Consider the following 15,041-nt stretch of genomic DNA (forward strand, 5'->3'; position numbering starts at 1 on the left):
GCGCCAGGGGGGTTTGGCCGGGCCGGCGGCTGGTCTGGTCCCAGCGTTTGTGGGTCCGGCCGCACCGGCGGCGGGATCGGTCGCATTGGTGCCGGAACCGCCGGGCCAGCAAGGGGTATGGCTCCACCATCAGTGGGATCGGCCGGACCGGTAGCGGGTCTGGCCCCACCGTTGGCGGGGTCGATCGGATTGGCGGTGGGACCGGCCTCACCGGCGGCGGGATCGGCGGGACCGGCGGTGGATCTAGCTTTAATCGGAGATGGGACCTACCGGACTCGCGATGGGTCCGGTCGTACCGGTGAGGTGGGTTTCGGCGCTGCGGCGGAAGGCCGCCACCAGGCGGCTGCGGTCGCCGGCGCGGGTGGCCAGCACCACCTGGCTCGGCTCCACTCCCTCCAGCGGCACTGTGGTGAGATCGGAGCGCAGGCCGCTCACGACGGCGCCGCCCGGGACGATGAGCACGGCCTGCCCGCCGGCGACGAGTTCCAGCTTGTCCTCGTCCTGCTGGATGAGCGGACCGTCGGGCGCCGCGCTCCCGTCCGGCCGGGGGTCGGCGCGCCAGAAGGCGTTCCAGGCGGGGTCGAAGTCAGGTGCCCGGGGGATGGGCTCGTCGGCGATGTCGTCGAGGGTGACCGCCTCCTTCCCCGCCAGGCGGTGATTCGCGGGTACGAGCAGCACCCTGGGCTCGTCGTAGAGCACCGTGACGTGCAGCCCGTCGGTGGAGAACGGCAGGCGGGCGAGCGCCACGTCGACCCGGTGGTCGAGCAGCGCGGCGCGGGGCTCCTTGCAGTGCAGGTGGAGGATGCGTACCTCGGCGTCGGGATGCCGGTGGCGCAGGTCGCGCACCGCCGGGGCGACCGTCAGGTTGCCGATGTAGCCGACGACGATCCGGCTGGGCCGCGCGGCGGCCCGCGCGGACGCCGTGGCCCGCTCGGCGGAGCGCAGCAGCGCGGCCGCGAGCGGCAGGAACACCTCCCCGGCCTCGGTGAGCCGGGTGCCCTGCGGGGTACGGTCGAGCAGCCGGGCGCCCACCTGCTGTTCGAGACGGCCGATCTGCCGGCTCAGCGAGGACTGGGTGAGGTGCAGGTCGGCGGCGGCCCGGCCGAAGTGCCGGTGCCCGGCGACGACGGTGAAGGCCCGCACCAGCCGCAGATCGAGGTCCTCCGGGGGGCGCGGCGCGTCGGGCATGAGATCAGCGTATATCCCCGCCTGCCACCCTCCAGACGCCGCTGGCTGCGGTGATGCATGAATCGGGATGCCCCTTGCGGAACGTTCATTGGACCGGAAGCACCATTCGGCCACAAGCTGGAAACACCAGCCGGACACCGCCGGACGGCCCCTCGGGCCCTCCTCTCCGCACGCGTCGAACAGGGCACGTCGAACAGGGCACGTCCAGCGGGTGCGTCGAGCGGGGCACGTCGGATGAGGTGCGTCCAACGGCACGTCCAACGGGGCAACGTCGAACGAGGTACGCGGCAGGGTGCGCCCAACGAGGTGGGCCGAACGGGGCACGCCGAACGGGGTGCGCCGAACGGGGCACGTCGAACGGGGTGCGCCGAACGGGGTGCGCCGAACGGGGCACGTCGAACGGGGTGCGCCGAACGGGGTGCGCCGAACGGGGTGCGTCCAACGCGATGCGTTTTGCGGGATGTGTTCAACGGCTGTGCGCTGGCCGGGACGTACACGCTGAGTAGTTCGGAGGATCTTCATGGGGAACACCGCTGTCGTCGACGCGGCCCGCCGGGCCCTGGGGCCGGTCGGCATCGCTCTGGCGGCCTCGCTCACCAGCCCGATCGACATTGACGGGCAGCGCGCGGCCGTCGTCCGACTGGAATCCGCCGGCTACCGCACCGTCTGGACCAACGAGACCGTCGGCGGCAAGGACGCCCTCGTGCAACTCGCCGTGCTGCTGGCCGCCACCCGGCGGACGGTGTTCGGCACCGGCATCGCCAACGTCTGGGCCAGGGAGCCGGAGACCCTGCACGGCGCGGCCTCCGTGCTGGCTCAGGCTTATCCCGGCCGGTTCGTGCTGGGCATCGGCGGCGGCTACCCGCAGCAGGCCGCCGCCACCGGGCGTGAATTCGGCAGCCCGCTGAGCAAGATGCGCGACTATCTCGACCGGATGGACGGGCCAACCATGCCGCCCGCGCCGTACCCGCGGATCATCGCCGCGAACGGCCCGAAGATGCTCGCGCTGGCCGGCGAGCTCGCCGACGGCGCCCTGCCCGCCGGGGGACCGCCCGCGTTCACCGCGCAGGCCCGGCAGGTGCTCGGCCCGGACAAGCTGCTCGTCGTCGGGCTCACCATGGTGCCCGGCAGTGACCCGGCCCGGGCCAGGCAGGGTGCGCGGGAGCGGGTGTCGGCCGGCCTCGCCCAGCCGTGGTTCGCGGCCGCCGTGGCCCGGCTCGGCTTCTCCGAGCAGGAGATCGCCGAGGTGAGTGACCGGCTGGTGGACACGATGATCGCGCACGGCGAACCGGCGGCGATCGCGGCCAAGGCAGGCGAGCACCTGGCCGCCGGCGCGGACCACGTGGCGCTCCTGCCACCGATCGGCACCGACTTCGCGACCGGCGTCGACCAGGCCGAGGGGCTCGCCCCGGCCCTGCGCGACCTCCACTGACCGGCCCTGCCAATCCGACACCGGAGTGCCCAAACTGCGAAGCGCCACAACGCCGGCACGGCTCTGAGAACCCGGCGCCACGAGCGGCGACATGGCTCGGCGGATTGGGCCCTGTGACGTCGGCGCGCTCGGAGGGTCGGGTGTCGCGAGGCTGTTCTGCTTGGGGACCGGGCTTCGTGACGCTGGTACGGCTCTGAGGATCGGGCGCCCCACGGTCGGCGATGTGGTTCGGCGGATTGGGCCCTGTGACGTCGGCGCGCTCGGCAGGTCGGGTGCTGCGACGCTGTCTTGCTTGGGGAACTGGGCTCCGCGACGCTGGCTTGGCTTGGAGGATCGGGTGCCCAGCATCGGCGATGCGGCTCGGCGGATCAGTATGCACCACGCCGACACGGTCGGCGGATCGGGCTCCGGGAAGCTGGCTTGGCTCGGTGGATCGGGCTTTGCGACGGTGGCGGCGGGGGTCGGAGAATCCGGCGGGACTGTGTATTTCGCCATGGAAGCCGCGCTGCCGACTGAGTGAGGCTGGTGGCTACGTGCGATGTCCGAAGCGGAGGAACGGGCCGGGCAGCGTGAATCAGCGATGAGCAGGCCCGCCGCCCGATCATGAACAGTCTCACGACGTCCGCCGTCACGCTGGCTGCCGGGATCACCATGATCCTGAGTACCGCGACCCCCGCCTGGGCGGGCCAGAATGTCTCCGCCCGGCTCGTGGAGGGCTCACCCCGGCCGCTCGTCTACGGCGCGTTCCACCACCAAGGCGCCGTCGAACGGCTCCAACTGGTGCTGGACTGCTCCCGTCAGAACGGGTTCTTCGGTCACATCCAGGGCTATCTGGAGGTACGCGACGGCGCGCGGAAGAGTCGCTATCACCTGGCGCGGAAGGGGCAGCCGCACCGCTGGTGCGGGGAGCGGTGGATCAGGCGTGACTTCCGTGAGGGGCAGAGCGTCGGCATACAGGTGTGCTGGTACCAGAGGGGGAGGGACCGCTGTACCGGATGGCGTTGGGGTATCGCCTGACGGCCCACCCCACTCCGGGCCTGCTAAGTCACCACACCGTGCTTGCTGGGTTATGGCGGGCTTACGGGGCCATCGCGCCGGGCTTACGGGGCCATCGCGCCGGGCCTGCGGGGCCATCGCGCCGAGCTTGCTGGGTTACGGCGCCGGACCTGCTGTTCACCACACCGGGCCTGCTAGGGCATCGTGCCGAGCTCGCTGGGTCATCGTGGCGCTTGTTGGGCCATTGTGCCGGGCCTGCTGGGGTCATGTCCCCACGCAGTGGTGTAGGTGGGTGGCCTCTGCTGGGTCATCGTGCCGAGCCTGCTGGGCTATCGCGTCAAGCGTTCGATCCCGCCCGACCAGGTGGGCCATCTCGGCTCACTGCGGCGGATAGGTCCGGCTCACTGCGGCGTGCCGTCGCTGCCGCCCGCGCCCGCCCAGGCACGGTGGTCGTCCAGGCGGGAGCGGTCTGGGCGACCACCGCCTGGGCGGGCGCCGTGTGGTCCCGCGCCCGCCTGGGCGGTGTGGGATCAGGCGGCGCGGCCTGCCTTGAGGCGGGCTGTGGTGTCGACGACGCGGCGGGCCTGGTGGCGGGCTGCCTGGAGGGTGACCTCGCTGGGCATCCCGTTCCCCGCCACGTGCGAGGTCCCGTACGGATTGCCCGTTTCGAACTGGACGGGATCGGTGTAGCCGGGTGGCACGATGACGCCGCCCCAGTGGTAGAACGTGTTCCCCAGCGCCAGGATGGTCGACTCGTGCCCGCCGTGGGCGGTGTTGGCGGCGGTGAAGGCCGAGTACACCTTGTCGGCGAGCTTGCCCTGGAACCACAGGGGCCCCGTGGTCTCGATGAAGGCCCTCAGCTGGCTGGCCGGGTTGCCGAAGCGGGTGGGCGTGCCGAACAGCACCGCGTCGGCCCAGAGCAGGTCGTCGTGACCGGCCTCGGCCACGTCCGCGGTCTCCCGCAGGTGCGCCGCCCATTCGGGGCTGGAGCCGACCGCCTCCGGCGGGGCCGACTCCGCGACCTTGCGCAGCCGTACGTTCGCACCGGCCTTCTCGGCGCCCTCGGCGACGGCCCGGGCCAGGGCGTGGACGCGGCCTGTGGCACTGTAGTAGATGACCGCGACGTTCACGGGTTCCATGATGATGTGTCCTTCCTTCAGCGATTCCCGCCGGTACGACGACACAGCCCCGCGTGATGTGAGGTGACCCGCCGGCCTCACATTCCGGCGCGACGCGTCGTCGTACGAGGGTGAGAGAGAAGGAATCCGGCGACACCATGACCCATCCATCCGCACCACCGGACGACGGACGGCCCGACCCCGACCTGAGTGCGCTCATGAGCGAGCGCCGCCAGCTGATCGGACTCGGTTACCGGTTGCTGGGCTCGCTGGCCGACGCCGAGGACGTCGTGCAGGAGACGTACGCCCGCTGGTACGCCATGTCGCCGCGGCAGCGGGAGGCCATCGACTCGCCGGCCGCCTGGCTGACCCGGGTGGCCGGCCGGATCTGTCTGGACGTGCTCGGCTCGGCCCGGGCGCGGCGCGAACGGTACGTGGGGGAGTGGATCCCCGAGCCGCTGCCCGACCACGGCGAACTGGTCGGCGGACGGCCCGGCGGCGTCCCGCCCGATCCGGCCGATCGGGTCACCCTCGACGAGTCGATCACCATGGCCTTCCTCGTCGTGCTCGAATCGATGACCCCGGCGGAACGGGTCGCGTTCGTGCTGCACGACGTCTTCGGCTATCCCTTCGCCGAGGTGGCCGAGATCGTCGGCCGCACTCCGGCCGCCTGCCGTCAGCTGGCCACCTCCGCCCGTCGCCGCGTCCGCCACGCGCAGACTCCCGCGCCGCCCGCCGACCGGCACGCCGGCCTCGTCCGAGCCTTCAAGCAGGCCTGGGAGAAAAAGGACATCGCCGCCCTCATCGGCGTGCTCGCCCCCGATGTCACGGCCACAGGCGACGGCGGCGGGCTCGTCACCGCGGCCCCGCATCCGGTCCGCGGCGCCGAGCCGGTCGCCCGCTTCTTCGCCGACCGGGCCGGCGCGCTGCCCGATCTGGTGATCTCGGAGTGCACGGTGAACGGCCGGCCGGGGCTGGTGGCCGAGCAGGACGGCCTCGCCGTGTCGGTGATGGCGTTCGACGTCGCCGACGACCGGATCACCCACATCTGGGCCGTGCTCAACCCGGACAAACTGCGGCCGTGGACGGCGAGCTGACGCGGGTGCCGCCGGTCGGAGGGCTGATGCGGGCCGCCGATCCGCGTCGGCTCCCCGTCCTCTCCTCGGCGGGATCTCGGCAGGATCTCGGCGGGATCGCCGGTGGTCAGCGCAGGGGGTTCTCGCGCCGGTGGTCAGCGCACGCCGGACGACTCCTCCAGATAGGCCATCGCCCCCACCGGCTCCTCGGCGAAGAAGACCAGGTCGGTGAGGGGGCGCGGCAGGAAGCCCTCGTCCTCCATCCGCTGGAACTGCTGCTTGAGCCCGTCGTAGAAACCCGCCGTGTTCAGCAGCACGACCGGCTTGTCCGTGCGGCCGTGCTTCTTCAGCTCCAGGATCTCGGTGGCCTCGTCCAGCGTGCCCGTCCCGCCCACCATGATCACCACGGCGTCGGCCTTCTCCAGCAGCAGCCGCTTGCGCTCGCCGAGATCGGCCGCGATCACCATGTCGTCCACGCCGCGGCGCGCCTTGGCGGCCAGGAAGTCCACCGACACGCCCATCAGCAGCCCGCCCGCCGCGTGCACGCCGTCCGCCATCACCTTCATCAGGCCCACGTCCGAACCACCCCACACCAGCGTGTGCCCGCCCCTGCCGATCAGCTCGGCGAACTCGCGGGCGGGGCGGGTGTAGGTCTCGGACAGGTCGGCGGCGGAAAGGAAGACACAGATGTTCATGCGCTCCACCGTACGAGGTGCGTTCCCGGCCTGAGTAGGGCGTACCTACTCATGCCCTGACCGGGGTCGCCGCCTTATCACTGGAGGACGTTCATCCCCAGTCAAGGAGATCGCGGTGAATCGCACCCTCAGCCTTCTCGGTGCCGCCGGCGTCGTCGCCCTGGGCGTCCTGCCGGCCTTGAGCGCGCCCGCCGTCGCGGCGCCCAACTGCGCCGCCGCGTCGGCGTACTACGACAGCGCCCCCACCAGCGCCAACCTCGCCATGTTCCGCCAGGCGGTGCACTGCCTGATCGACGCCGAGCGCGCCGCGGTCGGGCTCGGCCCGCTGACCGTCAACACCCCGCTCACCAACGCGGCGGTCTCGCACGCCGCTGCCGCCGCCTCGATCAAGTGGTGGGGGCCGGGCGCCGACTCGCACCGCAACCCGCAGACCGGCTCCACGCCGGGCAGCCGCATCACGGCCGCGGGCTACTGCCCGAACCCCGTCTCCTGGGCCTACGCCGAGACCACCTACACCGGCTGGGGCACCGGAGCGGGCACGCCGCGGGCCGCCGTGCGCTGGTGGGTGCACGTCAGCACGTACGGGCACCGGCAGATCGTGCTCAGCCCGACCCTGAAGGACCTCGGCGTGGGTGTCGCGGTCGGATCGGCGGACCCGGCGGGCGCGGGCTCGCCTGGCGGCGGCACGTACGTGGTCGACTTCGGCCGCTGCCAGCGCTGAGACCTCCGCCGGCACCCACAACCTCGCCGGCGCTGGAACCCCGGCTGGCGCGAAGGCCCCGGCCGGTGTAGACGATCCGGCCGGCGTTGATGATCCCGCCGGCCCGCGAGTCCGGTCCGGCGGAAAGCGGATGGCAAGCACGGCGCAAACTCCTGTCGCCTCGATGCAAGCGGTCCGGCTTACACATAGTGACGTCGCCACTACGAAAGGATCAATCCGATGTCGCGCTCCCGTGCCTTCCTCGGCCTCCTCACCGCTCTCGGAACGGCGGCCACGGCCGTCGCCGTCACCGCCGCTCCGGCGAACGCCACGGCCTGCAACCCCGCCCTGATCGCGCCCGCCGGCAGCCTCGTCGGCGACCTGTGGCGCTCCAACGGCGGCGAGCGCAGCGTCTACGGCTGCCCGACCACCAAGGAGTACGGCTACGCCGGCAAGCGCGGCTCGTACCAGGCCTTCCGCAACGGCAAGATCGTCTGGTCGCCCAACCTGGGCGGCGGCGCCCTGGTCCGCGCCTACTACGCGGGCGGCAAGGCCGTCTTCCGCTGGAGCGGTCTCGGTCGCGACTGGGACTTCTTCAACGTCCGCTGGAGCATCAACGGCGGCAAGACCACGCAGGTGAAGGTCGGCAGGCTGACCCCGTGGAGCGGCGTGTACGCGGTCAACCCCAGCTGCCAGGACGGCGTCTGCATGACCTCCAACGGTCACGGCGGAGTCCTCAAGGCCGCCTTCATCGTGCAGGGCTGCGACCGCGGCACCTTCAGCTCCGACTGCGGCCCCTGGAGCATCGCCACCTCCGTCAAGGCCCCCTACTGATGACCCCCTCGGGCCCGCCCCTCCCGGGCCCGTCGGGTAAGAGCGCGAGCCGCAAGGACCGCCACCCGCCCGGAACCCTCACGTACCCCCCAGCAGCCCGACGTCGGACACCGGCCCGATGTGGCCGAGCTTGTCGGGGTTGGCCACCGAATGGATGGCCTGCACCACGCCGTCGGCGACGTCGAGCTCGACCACGGCCGCCACCCGTCCGTCCCCGTCGTACAGCACCGCGCCCGGCCGCCCGTTGACCCAGGCCAGCCGGGGCAGGACGCCGAGCTTCCTGGCCCGGCGCAGCCCCGCCACCAGCATCCGCGCGGCGCGCACCGACCCCGCCGCCGGGTTCCCGATCGACGGCGCCTTGCCGCCCCCGTCGCCGTGCAGTACCACGTCCGGCGCTAGCAGGCCGAGCAGCGCGTCCATGTCGCCGCCTGCGGCCGCCTCGAAGAACCTGCGGGCCAGCTCCTCGCCCGCAGCCCGCTGCGCGGGGCCGCCGCGCACCTTGCGCCCGGCGGAGATGTGCTGCCTGGCGCGGGCGAAGATCTGGCGGCAGTTCACCTCGGTCTTGCCGGTGATCCTGGCCACGTCCTCGTAGCCGTACCCGAACACCTCGCGCAACATGAACACCGCCCGCTCCACCGGCGACAGCGACTCCAGCAGCACGAGGAACGCCATCGACAGCGAGTCGGCCAGCTCGGCGCGCTCGGCCGGCCCCTGGCCGTCGGCGGGCACGACGACCGGTTCGGGCAGCCAGTCACCCACGTACGTCTCCCGCCGCACCCGCGCCGACCGCAGATGGTCGATGCCCAGCCGTGTCACCGCCGTCGTCAGGTACGCCTTCAGGTCCGCGATCACGGTGCCCGCTCGGCGCGCCCGGGTCAGGCCGAGGAACGCGTCCTGCACGATGTCCTCCGCGTCGCCCACCGACCCGGTCATCCCGTAGGCGATGGAGAACAGCAGCGGCCGGTACGCGGTCGTGCCCGTCTCGTCCGCCGGCTCGGGCAGGGGTTCCCGTGCGCCGGCCGGTCTACCGCCGCTCATCTCCATGGCCTTCTCGTTTCCGTACGACGTCAAGCAGGGTATCCGGGGCGGCGTTCACCAGGCGACGGGGCCGAGGCGGTCGATGAAGATCCCGCTCGGCCCGTCGGGGCCGAGCGTGGCGAGCTTGACGATCGGGTCGCTGCCCTCGGTGACCGTCAGCTGGCCGGTGTGATGGTTCATGTCGGTCGCGGTGTACTTGCGGTTCGCGACCTCTCCCGGGGTGAGCAGGTTGAACTTGATCTCCGGGAGGGCCTGGGCGTACCGGACGGTGATCATGTTCAGCGCCGCCTTGGACGAGCTGTAGGCGAGCTCGTGCATCTTCGAGGCGGGCTGGTCGGGGTCCGTCATGACCGCGAAGGAGCCGCCGCCGCTGGACACCATCACGACCCGCGGGTTGGCCGCCGCCCTGAGCAGGGGGAGGAACGCGTGGGTGACCCTGACCGGGCCGTACACGTTGGTGTCGTAGACGGGGTGGAGCTCGTCGGCCGTGGCCTCGGCGGGGTTGACCACGTTCCCGGGCGCGCCGGCGTTGTTGACCAGCACGTCCAGCCGGTCGGTGTGCTCGCGGACGCGCCGTACGGCCTCGGCCACGGACTCGTCCGAGGTCACGTCCAGCGGCACCATGATCACGTTCGCGCCGTCCGCGGCCAGTTTGGCGGCGGCCGTCCTGCCGCGCTCCTCGTCGCGCGAGCCGAGGAAGATCGTCCAGCCCAGCTCGCCGAGCCGCCTGGCCGTCTCGAGGCCGAGTCCCTTGTTGCCGCCGGTGATCAGCGCCGTGGTGTGTTCCGTGGTCTGTTCGGTGTTCGTCATGCCCTCTAAGACGGGCTCCGCGTCCTGCTGTGACACCGTGTGAGCGAGCTCACACGGGCGCGCGCGGCGTGGCCGGCCGCCGGCAAGGTCATCGGATGGGGGAACGCAGCTGACTTTACGTAGTGAATTCCCCGTCAAAGCTAAGCGAAATAAGTGGATATAACCCTGTTTGATGCGATTTGCGGGGATATTGTCCTATTTGGAAAGTGGTAACCACCGGGGGGAGGACTACGATGGCTGGATCGAGCGGCTTCCACGAAGGAGGCGGCTGCGGGCGGCGCCGCTGGCGTCGTCGTCGTTGCCGCCGTCGCAGGCGCTGGTGGGGCGGCTGGGGCGGACCCTGGGACAGAGGCTGGGGCGGCGGCTGGAACTGGTGGTAGACCAACCGGCCTGCCGAGGCCGCGGGCCGCGGCGGTTTCCGCACCGCGTATGAAACCAGTCCCCGTTGGCGGTGCCTGACGGATTCCGCCGCGAGCCCGCACTCGCCCCGCGCGTCGTCACCAGAAGGAGTGTGGGTGGAGAATTCACCGGACGCGCGGGGCGCGATGACGAGCGCAACGGAAAACAACACGATGCACGGCGCGCTTCCGCCCGCCACGGGTGGCCGCAGAATCGCGTGGTCGGCGGTGCCCTGGCAGGTGGCCGCCGGAATAGAACGGCTGCTCGGCAGCAGGGTGACCGGCGCGGTCAGTCAGCCGGGAGGCTTCTCCGAGGGGCTGGCCGCGCGGGTGCGGCTGGCGGACGGGGGCCGCGCCTTCGTCAAGGCGCCAGTTCCCGTACGGCGCCCGCGGTGGCGGGCTTCCACCGCAGGGAGATCGCGATCTCGCGGACGCTGCCCCGGACGGTGCCGGCGCCTCGGTTGCTGGACGCGTACGACGACGGCGACTGGGTGGCGCTGGTCTTCGAGGACATCCCCGGACGATTGCCCGCACAGCCGTGGCAGCCCGACGAACTGGAACACGCCCTGGCAGCCGTGACCGACCTGACCCAAGCCTTGACGCCGTCCCCGATGGACGAACGACTGCTCGGCCGGCCACGTTTGGGAGGCTGGACGACCCTGGCGAACGCCACCGCAACAGCCGCGACGAGCGCCGCCTCGGAACGGGCCGCCGCCGGGCGGGAGGAGCTTGCGGTGATCTCCCCGTGGGCGGCTCGGCATCTCGACGAGCTGGCCGCGCTGGAGGAACGTGCCGCGCCCGCCCTCACCGGCCGCACTCTCCTGCACGGCGACCTGTACCCGTTCAACATCATGTTGTACGGACGGCGCGTCTTCGTCGTCGATTGGCCGCACGCCTGGGTCGGCGCCGCGCACGGTGACCTGGTGACACTGCTGTCGGGCGTGTCGCTCAGCGGCCTGGATCCGCAACCCATCGCCGAGCGTCACCCGCTGACCCGCGGCCTGGACGCCGCTCAGATCGACGCGGTGCTGGTGGCGCACTCCGGCTTCCTCCTCCGCACCGCCACCTCGGCGGGACCGAAAACCGATCACCGCCTGGTGGACATGATGGTCGCCCTGGGTCTCGCCTCCCTGCGCTGGCTCAGCACCCGCCGTGGGAGGAGCCTCCTCGGCTAAGGTCTCGGCGCATGGACGACTGGCTGACCGACACCCGCACCTCCTACGACACGGTCGCATCCAGCGCCGACCAGTTGCGCGGGGCGGTGGGTGAGCGGCCGTACGTGCGCGCGGCGCTGGCCCTGTTCGCTGACCTGCTGCGCGACGCCGGGTTCGCGGTGGAGACGCAGCTGACGGTTCACCTCGACGAGAAGGTCCCCGGGGCGATGTTGTTCGCGCGTCCCGGTCGCGCCTGAGGCGGGACGCGTCACATTCCAGGGCGCTGGTTCGTCGGAGTGGTGAGACATCGTTGAGGGAGAAGACAGATGACCCAGTCAGACAGCAACAGAGCGACGTTCCAGCGCTTTCACGAGGTCGTCAACGGCGGTGACGCGGAGCTCATCGCGAAGGCGATCGACAACCTCGTCCGGCCGGACGTGCTGTTCCACGCGCCGGTGCCGATGGGGACGACGGGCCCGCAGGCGATGAAACAGGTGTGGGAGGTGCTCCTTCGCGCGTTCCCCGACATCCGCGTCACGGTCGAGGACGTGATCGCCGAGGGTGACAAGGTCGTCTCCAGGAACACGGTCACCGGCACCCACCTGGGCGAGTTCAGGGGCATGGAGCCGACAGGCCGGTCCGTCACGTACGGCGAGATCTTCATCGCCCGCTTCGAGGACGGCAGGATCGCCGAGCTGTGGGGGGTCGTCGACGTCTTCTCCCAGTTGAAGCAGCTCGGCGCCATACCGGCCTGACCAGGCCGCGCGCCGCGAGCGATGCGGCGGTCAGCCCGCGGTGACGATCAGTTTGCCGTTCTTGGGGGTGCCGTGGCGTTCGAGCTCGGTGAGCACCGGGATCGCGTCGGCGAGCGGCACGGTACGGGCGATCGGAATCCGCAGCCCTCCCTGCGCGGCCAGGTGGGTCACCACGTCGAGGTCGTTCGTGCTGGGATCGGCGATCAGCACCTTGTAGGGCCCCGGCAGGGCGCTGCGCGCGAACTTCACCGGCGTGGGGACGATGTCCAGGATGCGGCCACCGGGCTTCAGCAGCAGCCGGGCGGCCGTGGCGGAGAGCGTGCCGGCGGTGTCGAAGACCAGGTCGAAGCGCCCTTCGAGCGGTGCGGGGTCGAAGCCGAACTCGACGATCGGGTCGATGCCGAGCTCGCGGGCCTCCTTCACGGCGGTGGCCCGGCAGCTGCCTCCCACCGAGGCGCCGGACATCAGCGCGATCTGGGCGGCGGCCCGCCCGACGCCGCCCAGGCAGCCGTTGATGAAGACGGTCTGCCCGGGTCGCAGCTTTCCCTTGCCGAGGATGGCCTGGTACGCGGTGACCCCGGCGACCGGGAGCGCCGCGGCCTGCTCGTAGGACAGCTCCGCCGGCTTCCGCACCACCGTCCGCTCCGAGGCGAGGACCAGCTCGGCGAACGCGCCCGCCCCTTTGAGACTCGTTCCGCCGAGCACCTCATCGCCGGGCTTCAGCCTGGTCACGTCCGCGCCGACCGCCTCGACGACGCCCGCGAAGTCGTTGCCGACCCCGCGCGGGAAGGCGCGGCCGGTCATGAGGCGCATCTCGCCGTTGCGCATCTTCCAGTCCATCGCGTTGGCGGCCGCCGCCTTCACCCGGACGAGCACCTCGTCCCGGCCTGGTCGCGGTGGCTCGAAGTCCTCAAGCCGCAGGACCTCGGGGCCGCCGAAGCGGTGATATTGGATGCGCCGCACCGTGGGCATCCTCGTTCCGCTCGGGCTGCCGGTCATGGCGACCCCCTCCTTCTGTTGTCTCGACGTGACATCACATTAACAGTGATGTCGCGTCGTGACATCAGCTGGCGCGGTGTGACATCGGACACGTCCGTCCGGGGCGGACCCGACCGCGATGCCGTGACCGGCGCGGATGTGGTGTCACGTCGCGTCATCAAGACGGGTATCTTGGCGCCTATGCCTCGGTGGGAACACGGCAGCGAAGAGCGGCTGAAGCAGGCCGCCCTGGAGCTGTTCCAGGAGCAGGGGTTCGAGGACACCAGCGCGGTCCAGATCGCGGAACGCGCCCGTGTCACCACCCGGACCTTCTTCCGATACTTCCGGGACAAGGAGGAGGTTCTCTTCGCCGACGCGGACGCGCTCAAGGAGACGCTCGTGCACGACCTCCTCCAGGCCGCCGACGTCTCGGAGCCGCTCCGGGCGGTGACCCGGACCCTGGCCGGTTTCGACTGGGGACGGCTCGGATCGCGAGAGAGCCAGCACCGGCGCAACGCGATGATCGCGGCCAACCCGCGCCTGCTGGAACGCGAACTGGTGAAACAGCACCAGGTGGCCGACGGGCTCGGCGACGCACTCCGCCGGCGCGGGATCGACCCCGACGTGGCGGAGCTCGCGGCCGGCGCGGGGGTCCAGGTCTTCCGTACGGCGTACCAGCGGTGGCTGGCAGGCGACGACGACACCGACCTGACGACGATGATCGAAACCGTGCTGTCCAGCCTCGCGGTGCTGGTGCCCGGAGCACGGTCACGACCTGGCTGACGCCGGGCGGGTGCTTCGTACCAGGGTGACCAGCATGGCGAGGCCCGCCCCCACGGCCACGACATGCTCGGCCAGCGCCAGCCAGCGGTACTCGGCCGGCTGGTAGACCCCGGGCGGCAGCAGCCAGAGCAGCTTCCACGCGCCCCACGCGAACAACGACCCCGACGCGACGAACCCCAGCGCCATGGGCAGCCACGACGGCGTTCGCGCGCCGCCCCGCCCGTTCAGCGCCCGCAGGCTCCAGACGCCGCACACCGCGCACAGCGCGCTGTCGGCGAGGAGGAGCCTGGCGTCGGCGCCCTCCGTCCGCGGCGCCGACGGGTCGAGGCCGGCGGTTCCGCCCGCGGCCCAGTAGGTCCACAGCACGGCGAGCGCGGCGGGCGGCACCATGATCCACCGGGTACGGGCGCCCGCCCCGGCCCCGACGGCTGCCCGGTCGGCTGCTCCGTCGGATGCCCGGCCGGAAGCCCGGTCGGTTGCTCGGTCGGTTGCTCGGTCGGCGAAGGCCCACGGCCATCGATCGCGCAGGTAGAGCGGCAGGCCGACGACCAGCGCCAGCGCCATGCCGAGGAACCCGGCGCCGATGAACACCGTCTCCCAGGCCGGCAGGCCCGGCTCGCCCGCCGGCTCGGGCGTCCCCGGCGCCAGCAGGCTGCTGACGACCAGGTACGGGAGCATGGACACCAGGAAGCCACCCGAGATCCACACGACGGGAACCACCAGCCAGGCCGGCAACCGCATCCCCCACGGCTGCGCCAGCGCCAGCCCCAGCCCGATCCCGGCCAGGGCCATCACCACCGTGACCGCGTTGAGCAGCACCCAGTCGGCCGTGCCGTGCCGCACCTCCAGGGCGATCCAGACGACCTTGACCAGCAGGTAGAGGGACATCGCCCCGGCCGCGGCGTACCCGGCGGCGCGGCGTGGCAGCGTGGGGGCGCCGATCGCGGCACGTACTCTCATGATCGCGAGTCTCGCGGCCACGGCCGGTCCCGCCATCCCCCGCACGCGCCAGACGGTTCCCCCGCACGGGGGAGTGGCACTCACTCCCGCCCCGCGCAGCTCCCCGTGCGCGGAATGTGCACGCCC

General features: G+C 71.7%; 17 protein-coding genes. 10 read left to right on the forward strand and 7 right to left on the reverse strand.

Annotated features, from left to right (window positions below; all coding sequences use genetic code 11):
* Window positions 1–249: 249 nt before the first annotated feature.
* Window positions 250–1,188, reverse strand: a complete 939-nt coding sequence (locus B0I32_RS12250; protein WP_106237920.1) for a LysR family transcriptional regulator — start codon at window positions 1,186–1,188, stop codon at window positions 250–252.
* Window positions 1,189–1,708: 520 nt separating this feature from the next.
* Here B0I32_RS12250 and B0I32_RS12255 point away from each other — a divergent pair.
* From B0I32_RS12255 to B0I32_RS12265, 3 genes are all read left to right on the forward strand, one after another.
* Window positions 1,709–2,620 (forward strand): TIGR03620 family F420-dependent LLM class oxidoreductase, encoded by a 912-nt coding sequence (locus tag B0I32_RS12255; RefSeq protein ID WP_106237923.1) that lies wholly within the window; start codon window positions 1,709–1,711, stop codon window positions 2,618–2,620.
* A 337-nt stretch (window positions 2,621–2,957) separates the two neighbouring features.
* Window positions 2,958–3,140, forward strand: coding sequence for a hypothetical protein (locus tag B0I32_RS12260; RefSeq protein ID WP_106237925.1), 183 nt, complete (start codon window positions 2,958–2,960; stop codon window positions 3,138–3,140).
* Between the two features lie 131 nt (window positions 3,141–3,271).
* Window positions 3,272–3,637, forward strand: coding sequence for a hypothetical protein (locus tag B0I32_RS12265; RefSeq protein ID WP_146178131.1), 366 nt, complete (start codon window positions 3,272–3,274; stop codon window positions 3,635–3,637).
* A 509-nt stretch (window positions 3,638–4,146) separates the two neighbouring features.
* Here B0I32_RS12265 and wrbA read toward each other — a convergent pair.
* Window positions 4,147–4,755: an NAD(P)H:quinone oxidoreductase gene (gene wrbA, locus B0I32_RS12270; RefSeq protein WP_181307295.1), complete on the reverse strand. Its 609-nt coding sequence runs from the start codon at window positions 4,753–4,755 to the stop codon at window positions 4,147–4,149.
* Between the two features lie 137 nt (window positions 4,756–4,892).
* Here wrbA and sigJ (B0I32_RS12275) point away from each other — a divergent pair, with 137 nt between their 5' ends.
* Entirely contained in the window at window positions 4,893–5,831 is a 939-nt protein-coding gene (gene sigJ, locus B0I32_RS12275) for an RNA polymerase sigma factor SigJ (RefSeq protein ID WP_106237929.1), read from the forward strand.
* Window positions 5,832–5,965: 134 nt separating this feature from the next.
* On the opposite strand, the gene B0I32_RS12280 is transcribed toward sigJ (B0I32_RS12275), so the two are convergent.
* Window positions 5,966–6,505 (reverse strand): LOG family protein, encoded by a 540-nt coding sequence (locus B0I32_RS12280; RefSeq protein ID WP_106237931.1) that lies wholly within the window; start codon window positions 6,503–6,505, stop codon window positions 5,966–5,968.
* Between the two features lie 115 nt (window positions 6,506–6,620).
* Here B0I32_RS12280 and B0I32_RS12285 point away from each other — a divergent pair, with 115 nt between their 5' ends.
* Entirely contained in the window at window positions 6,621–7,226 is a 606-nt protein-coding gene (locus B0I32_RS12285; RefSeq protein ID WP_106237933.1) for a CAP domain-containing protein, read from the forward strand.
* A 219-nt stretch (window positions 7,227–7,445) separates the two neighbouring features.
* Window positions 7,446–8,039 (forward strand): LGFP repeat-containing protein, encoded by a 594-nt coding sequence (locus B0I32_RS12290; RefSeq protein WP_106237935.1) that lies wholly within the window; start codon window positions 7,446–7,448, stop codon window positions 8,037–8,039.
* A gap of 78 nt (window positions 8,040–8,117) precedes the next feature.
* On the opposite strand, the gene sigJ (B0I32_RS12295) is transcribed toward B0I32_RS12290, so the two are convergent.
* Together sigJ (B0I32_RS12295) and B0I32_RS12300 are read right to left on the reverse strand one after the other, a co-directional pair.
* A complete protein-coding gene (gene sigJ / locus B0I32_RS12295) occupies window positions 8,118–9,077 on the reverse strand; it encodes an RNA polymerase sigma factor SigJ (RefSeq protein WP_106238294.1) in 960 nt (319 codons plus the stop codon).
* A gap of 54 nt (window positions 9,078–9,131) precedes the next feature.
* The gene (locus B0I32_RS12300) at window positions 9,132–9,887 is read right to left on the reverse strand and encodes an SDR family NAD(P)-dependent oxidoreductase (protein WP_106237938.1); all 756 of its coding nucleotides are present in this window, start codon (window positions 9,885–9,887) and stop codon (window positions 9,132–9,134) included.
* Window positions 9,888–10,503: 616 nt separating this feature from the next.
* Here B0I32_RS12300 and B0I32_RS12310 point away from each other — a divergent pair.
* The 3 genes from B0I32_RS12310 to B0I32_RS12320 all read left to right on the forward strand — a co-directional run bounded on the left by B0I32_RS12310 (window position 10,504) and on the right by B0I32_RS12320 (window position 12,194).
* Window positions 10,504–11,460: an aminoglycoside phosphotransferase family protein gene (locus tag B0I32_RS12310; protein WP_281262590.1), complete on the forward strand. Its 957-nt coding sequence runs from the start codon at window positions 10,504–10,506 to the stop codon at window positions 11,458–11,460.
* A gap of 11 nt (window positions 11,461–11,471) precedes the next feature.
* The gene (locus B0I32_RS58790; protein WP_219911743.1) at window positions 11,472–11,696 is read left to right on the forward strand and encodes a hypothetical protein; all 225 of its coding nucleotides are present in this window, start codon (window positions 11,472–11,474) and stop codon (window positions 11,694–11,696) included.
* 69 nt (window positions 11,697–11,765) lie between these two features.
* Window positions 11,766–12,194 carry an ester cyclase gene (locus B0I32_RS12320; protein ID WP_106237944.1) on the forward strand — a complete coding sequence of 143 codons (429 nt, stop codon included), beginning with the start codon at window positions 11,766–11,768 and terminating at the stop codon, window positions 12,192–12,194.
* 30 nt (window positions 12,195–12,224) lie between these two features.
* On the opposite strand, the gene B0I32_RS12325 is transcribed toward B0I32_RS12320, so the two are convergent.
* A complete protein-coding gene (locus B0I32_RS12325; protein ID WP_219911744.1) occupies window positions 12,225–13,193 on the reverse strand; it encodes an NADP-dependent oxidoreductase in 969 nt (322 codons plus the stop codon).
* A gap of 180 nt (window positions 13,194–13,373) precedes the next feature.
* On the opposite strand from B0I32_RS12325, the gene B0I32_RS12330 reads away from it, so the two are divergent.
* Complete coding sequence (locus B0I32_RS12330; protein ID WP_106237948.1) at window positions 13,374–13,955, forward strand: TetR family transcriptional regulator; 582 nt, start codon at window positions 13,374–13,376, stop codon at window positions 13,953–13,955.
* Here B0I32_RS12330 and B0I32_RS59790 read toward each other — a convergent pair.
* Window positions 13,941–14,915: a hypothetical protein gene (locus tag B0I32_RS59790; RefSeq protein WP_245955773.1), complete on the reverse strand. Its 975-nt coding sequence runs from the start codon at window positions 14,913–14,915 to the stop codon at window positions 13,941–13,943. The two genes, B0I32_RS12330 and B0I32_RS59790, sit on opposite strands and share 15 nt — an antisense overlap.
* Between the last annotated feature and the right edge of the window lie 126 nt (window positions 14,916–15,041).

The organism is Nonomuraea fuscirosea (assembly GCF_003001935.1).
Classification (GTDB): domain Bacteria; phylum Actinomycetota; class Actinomycetes; order Streptosporangiales; family Streptosporangiaceae; genus Nonomuraea; species Nonomuraea fuscirosea.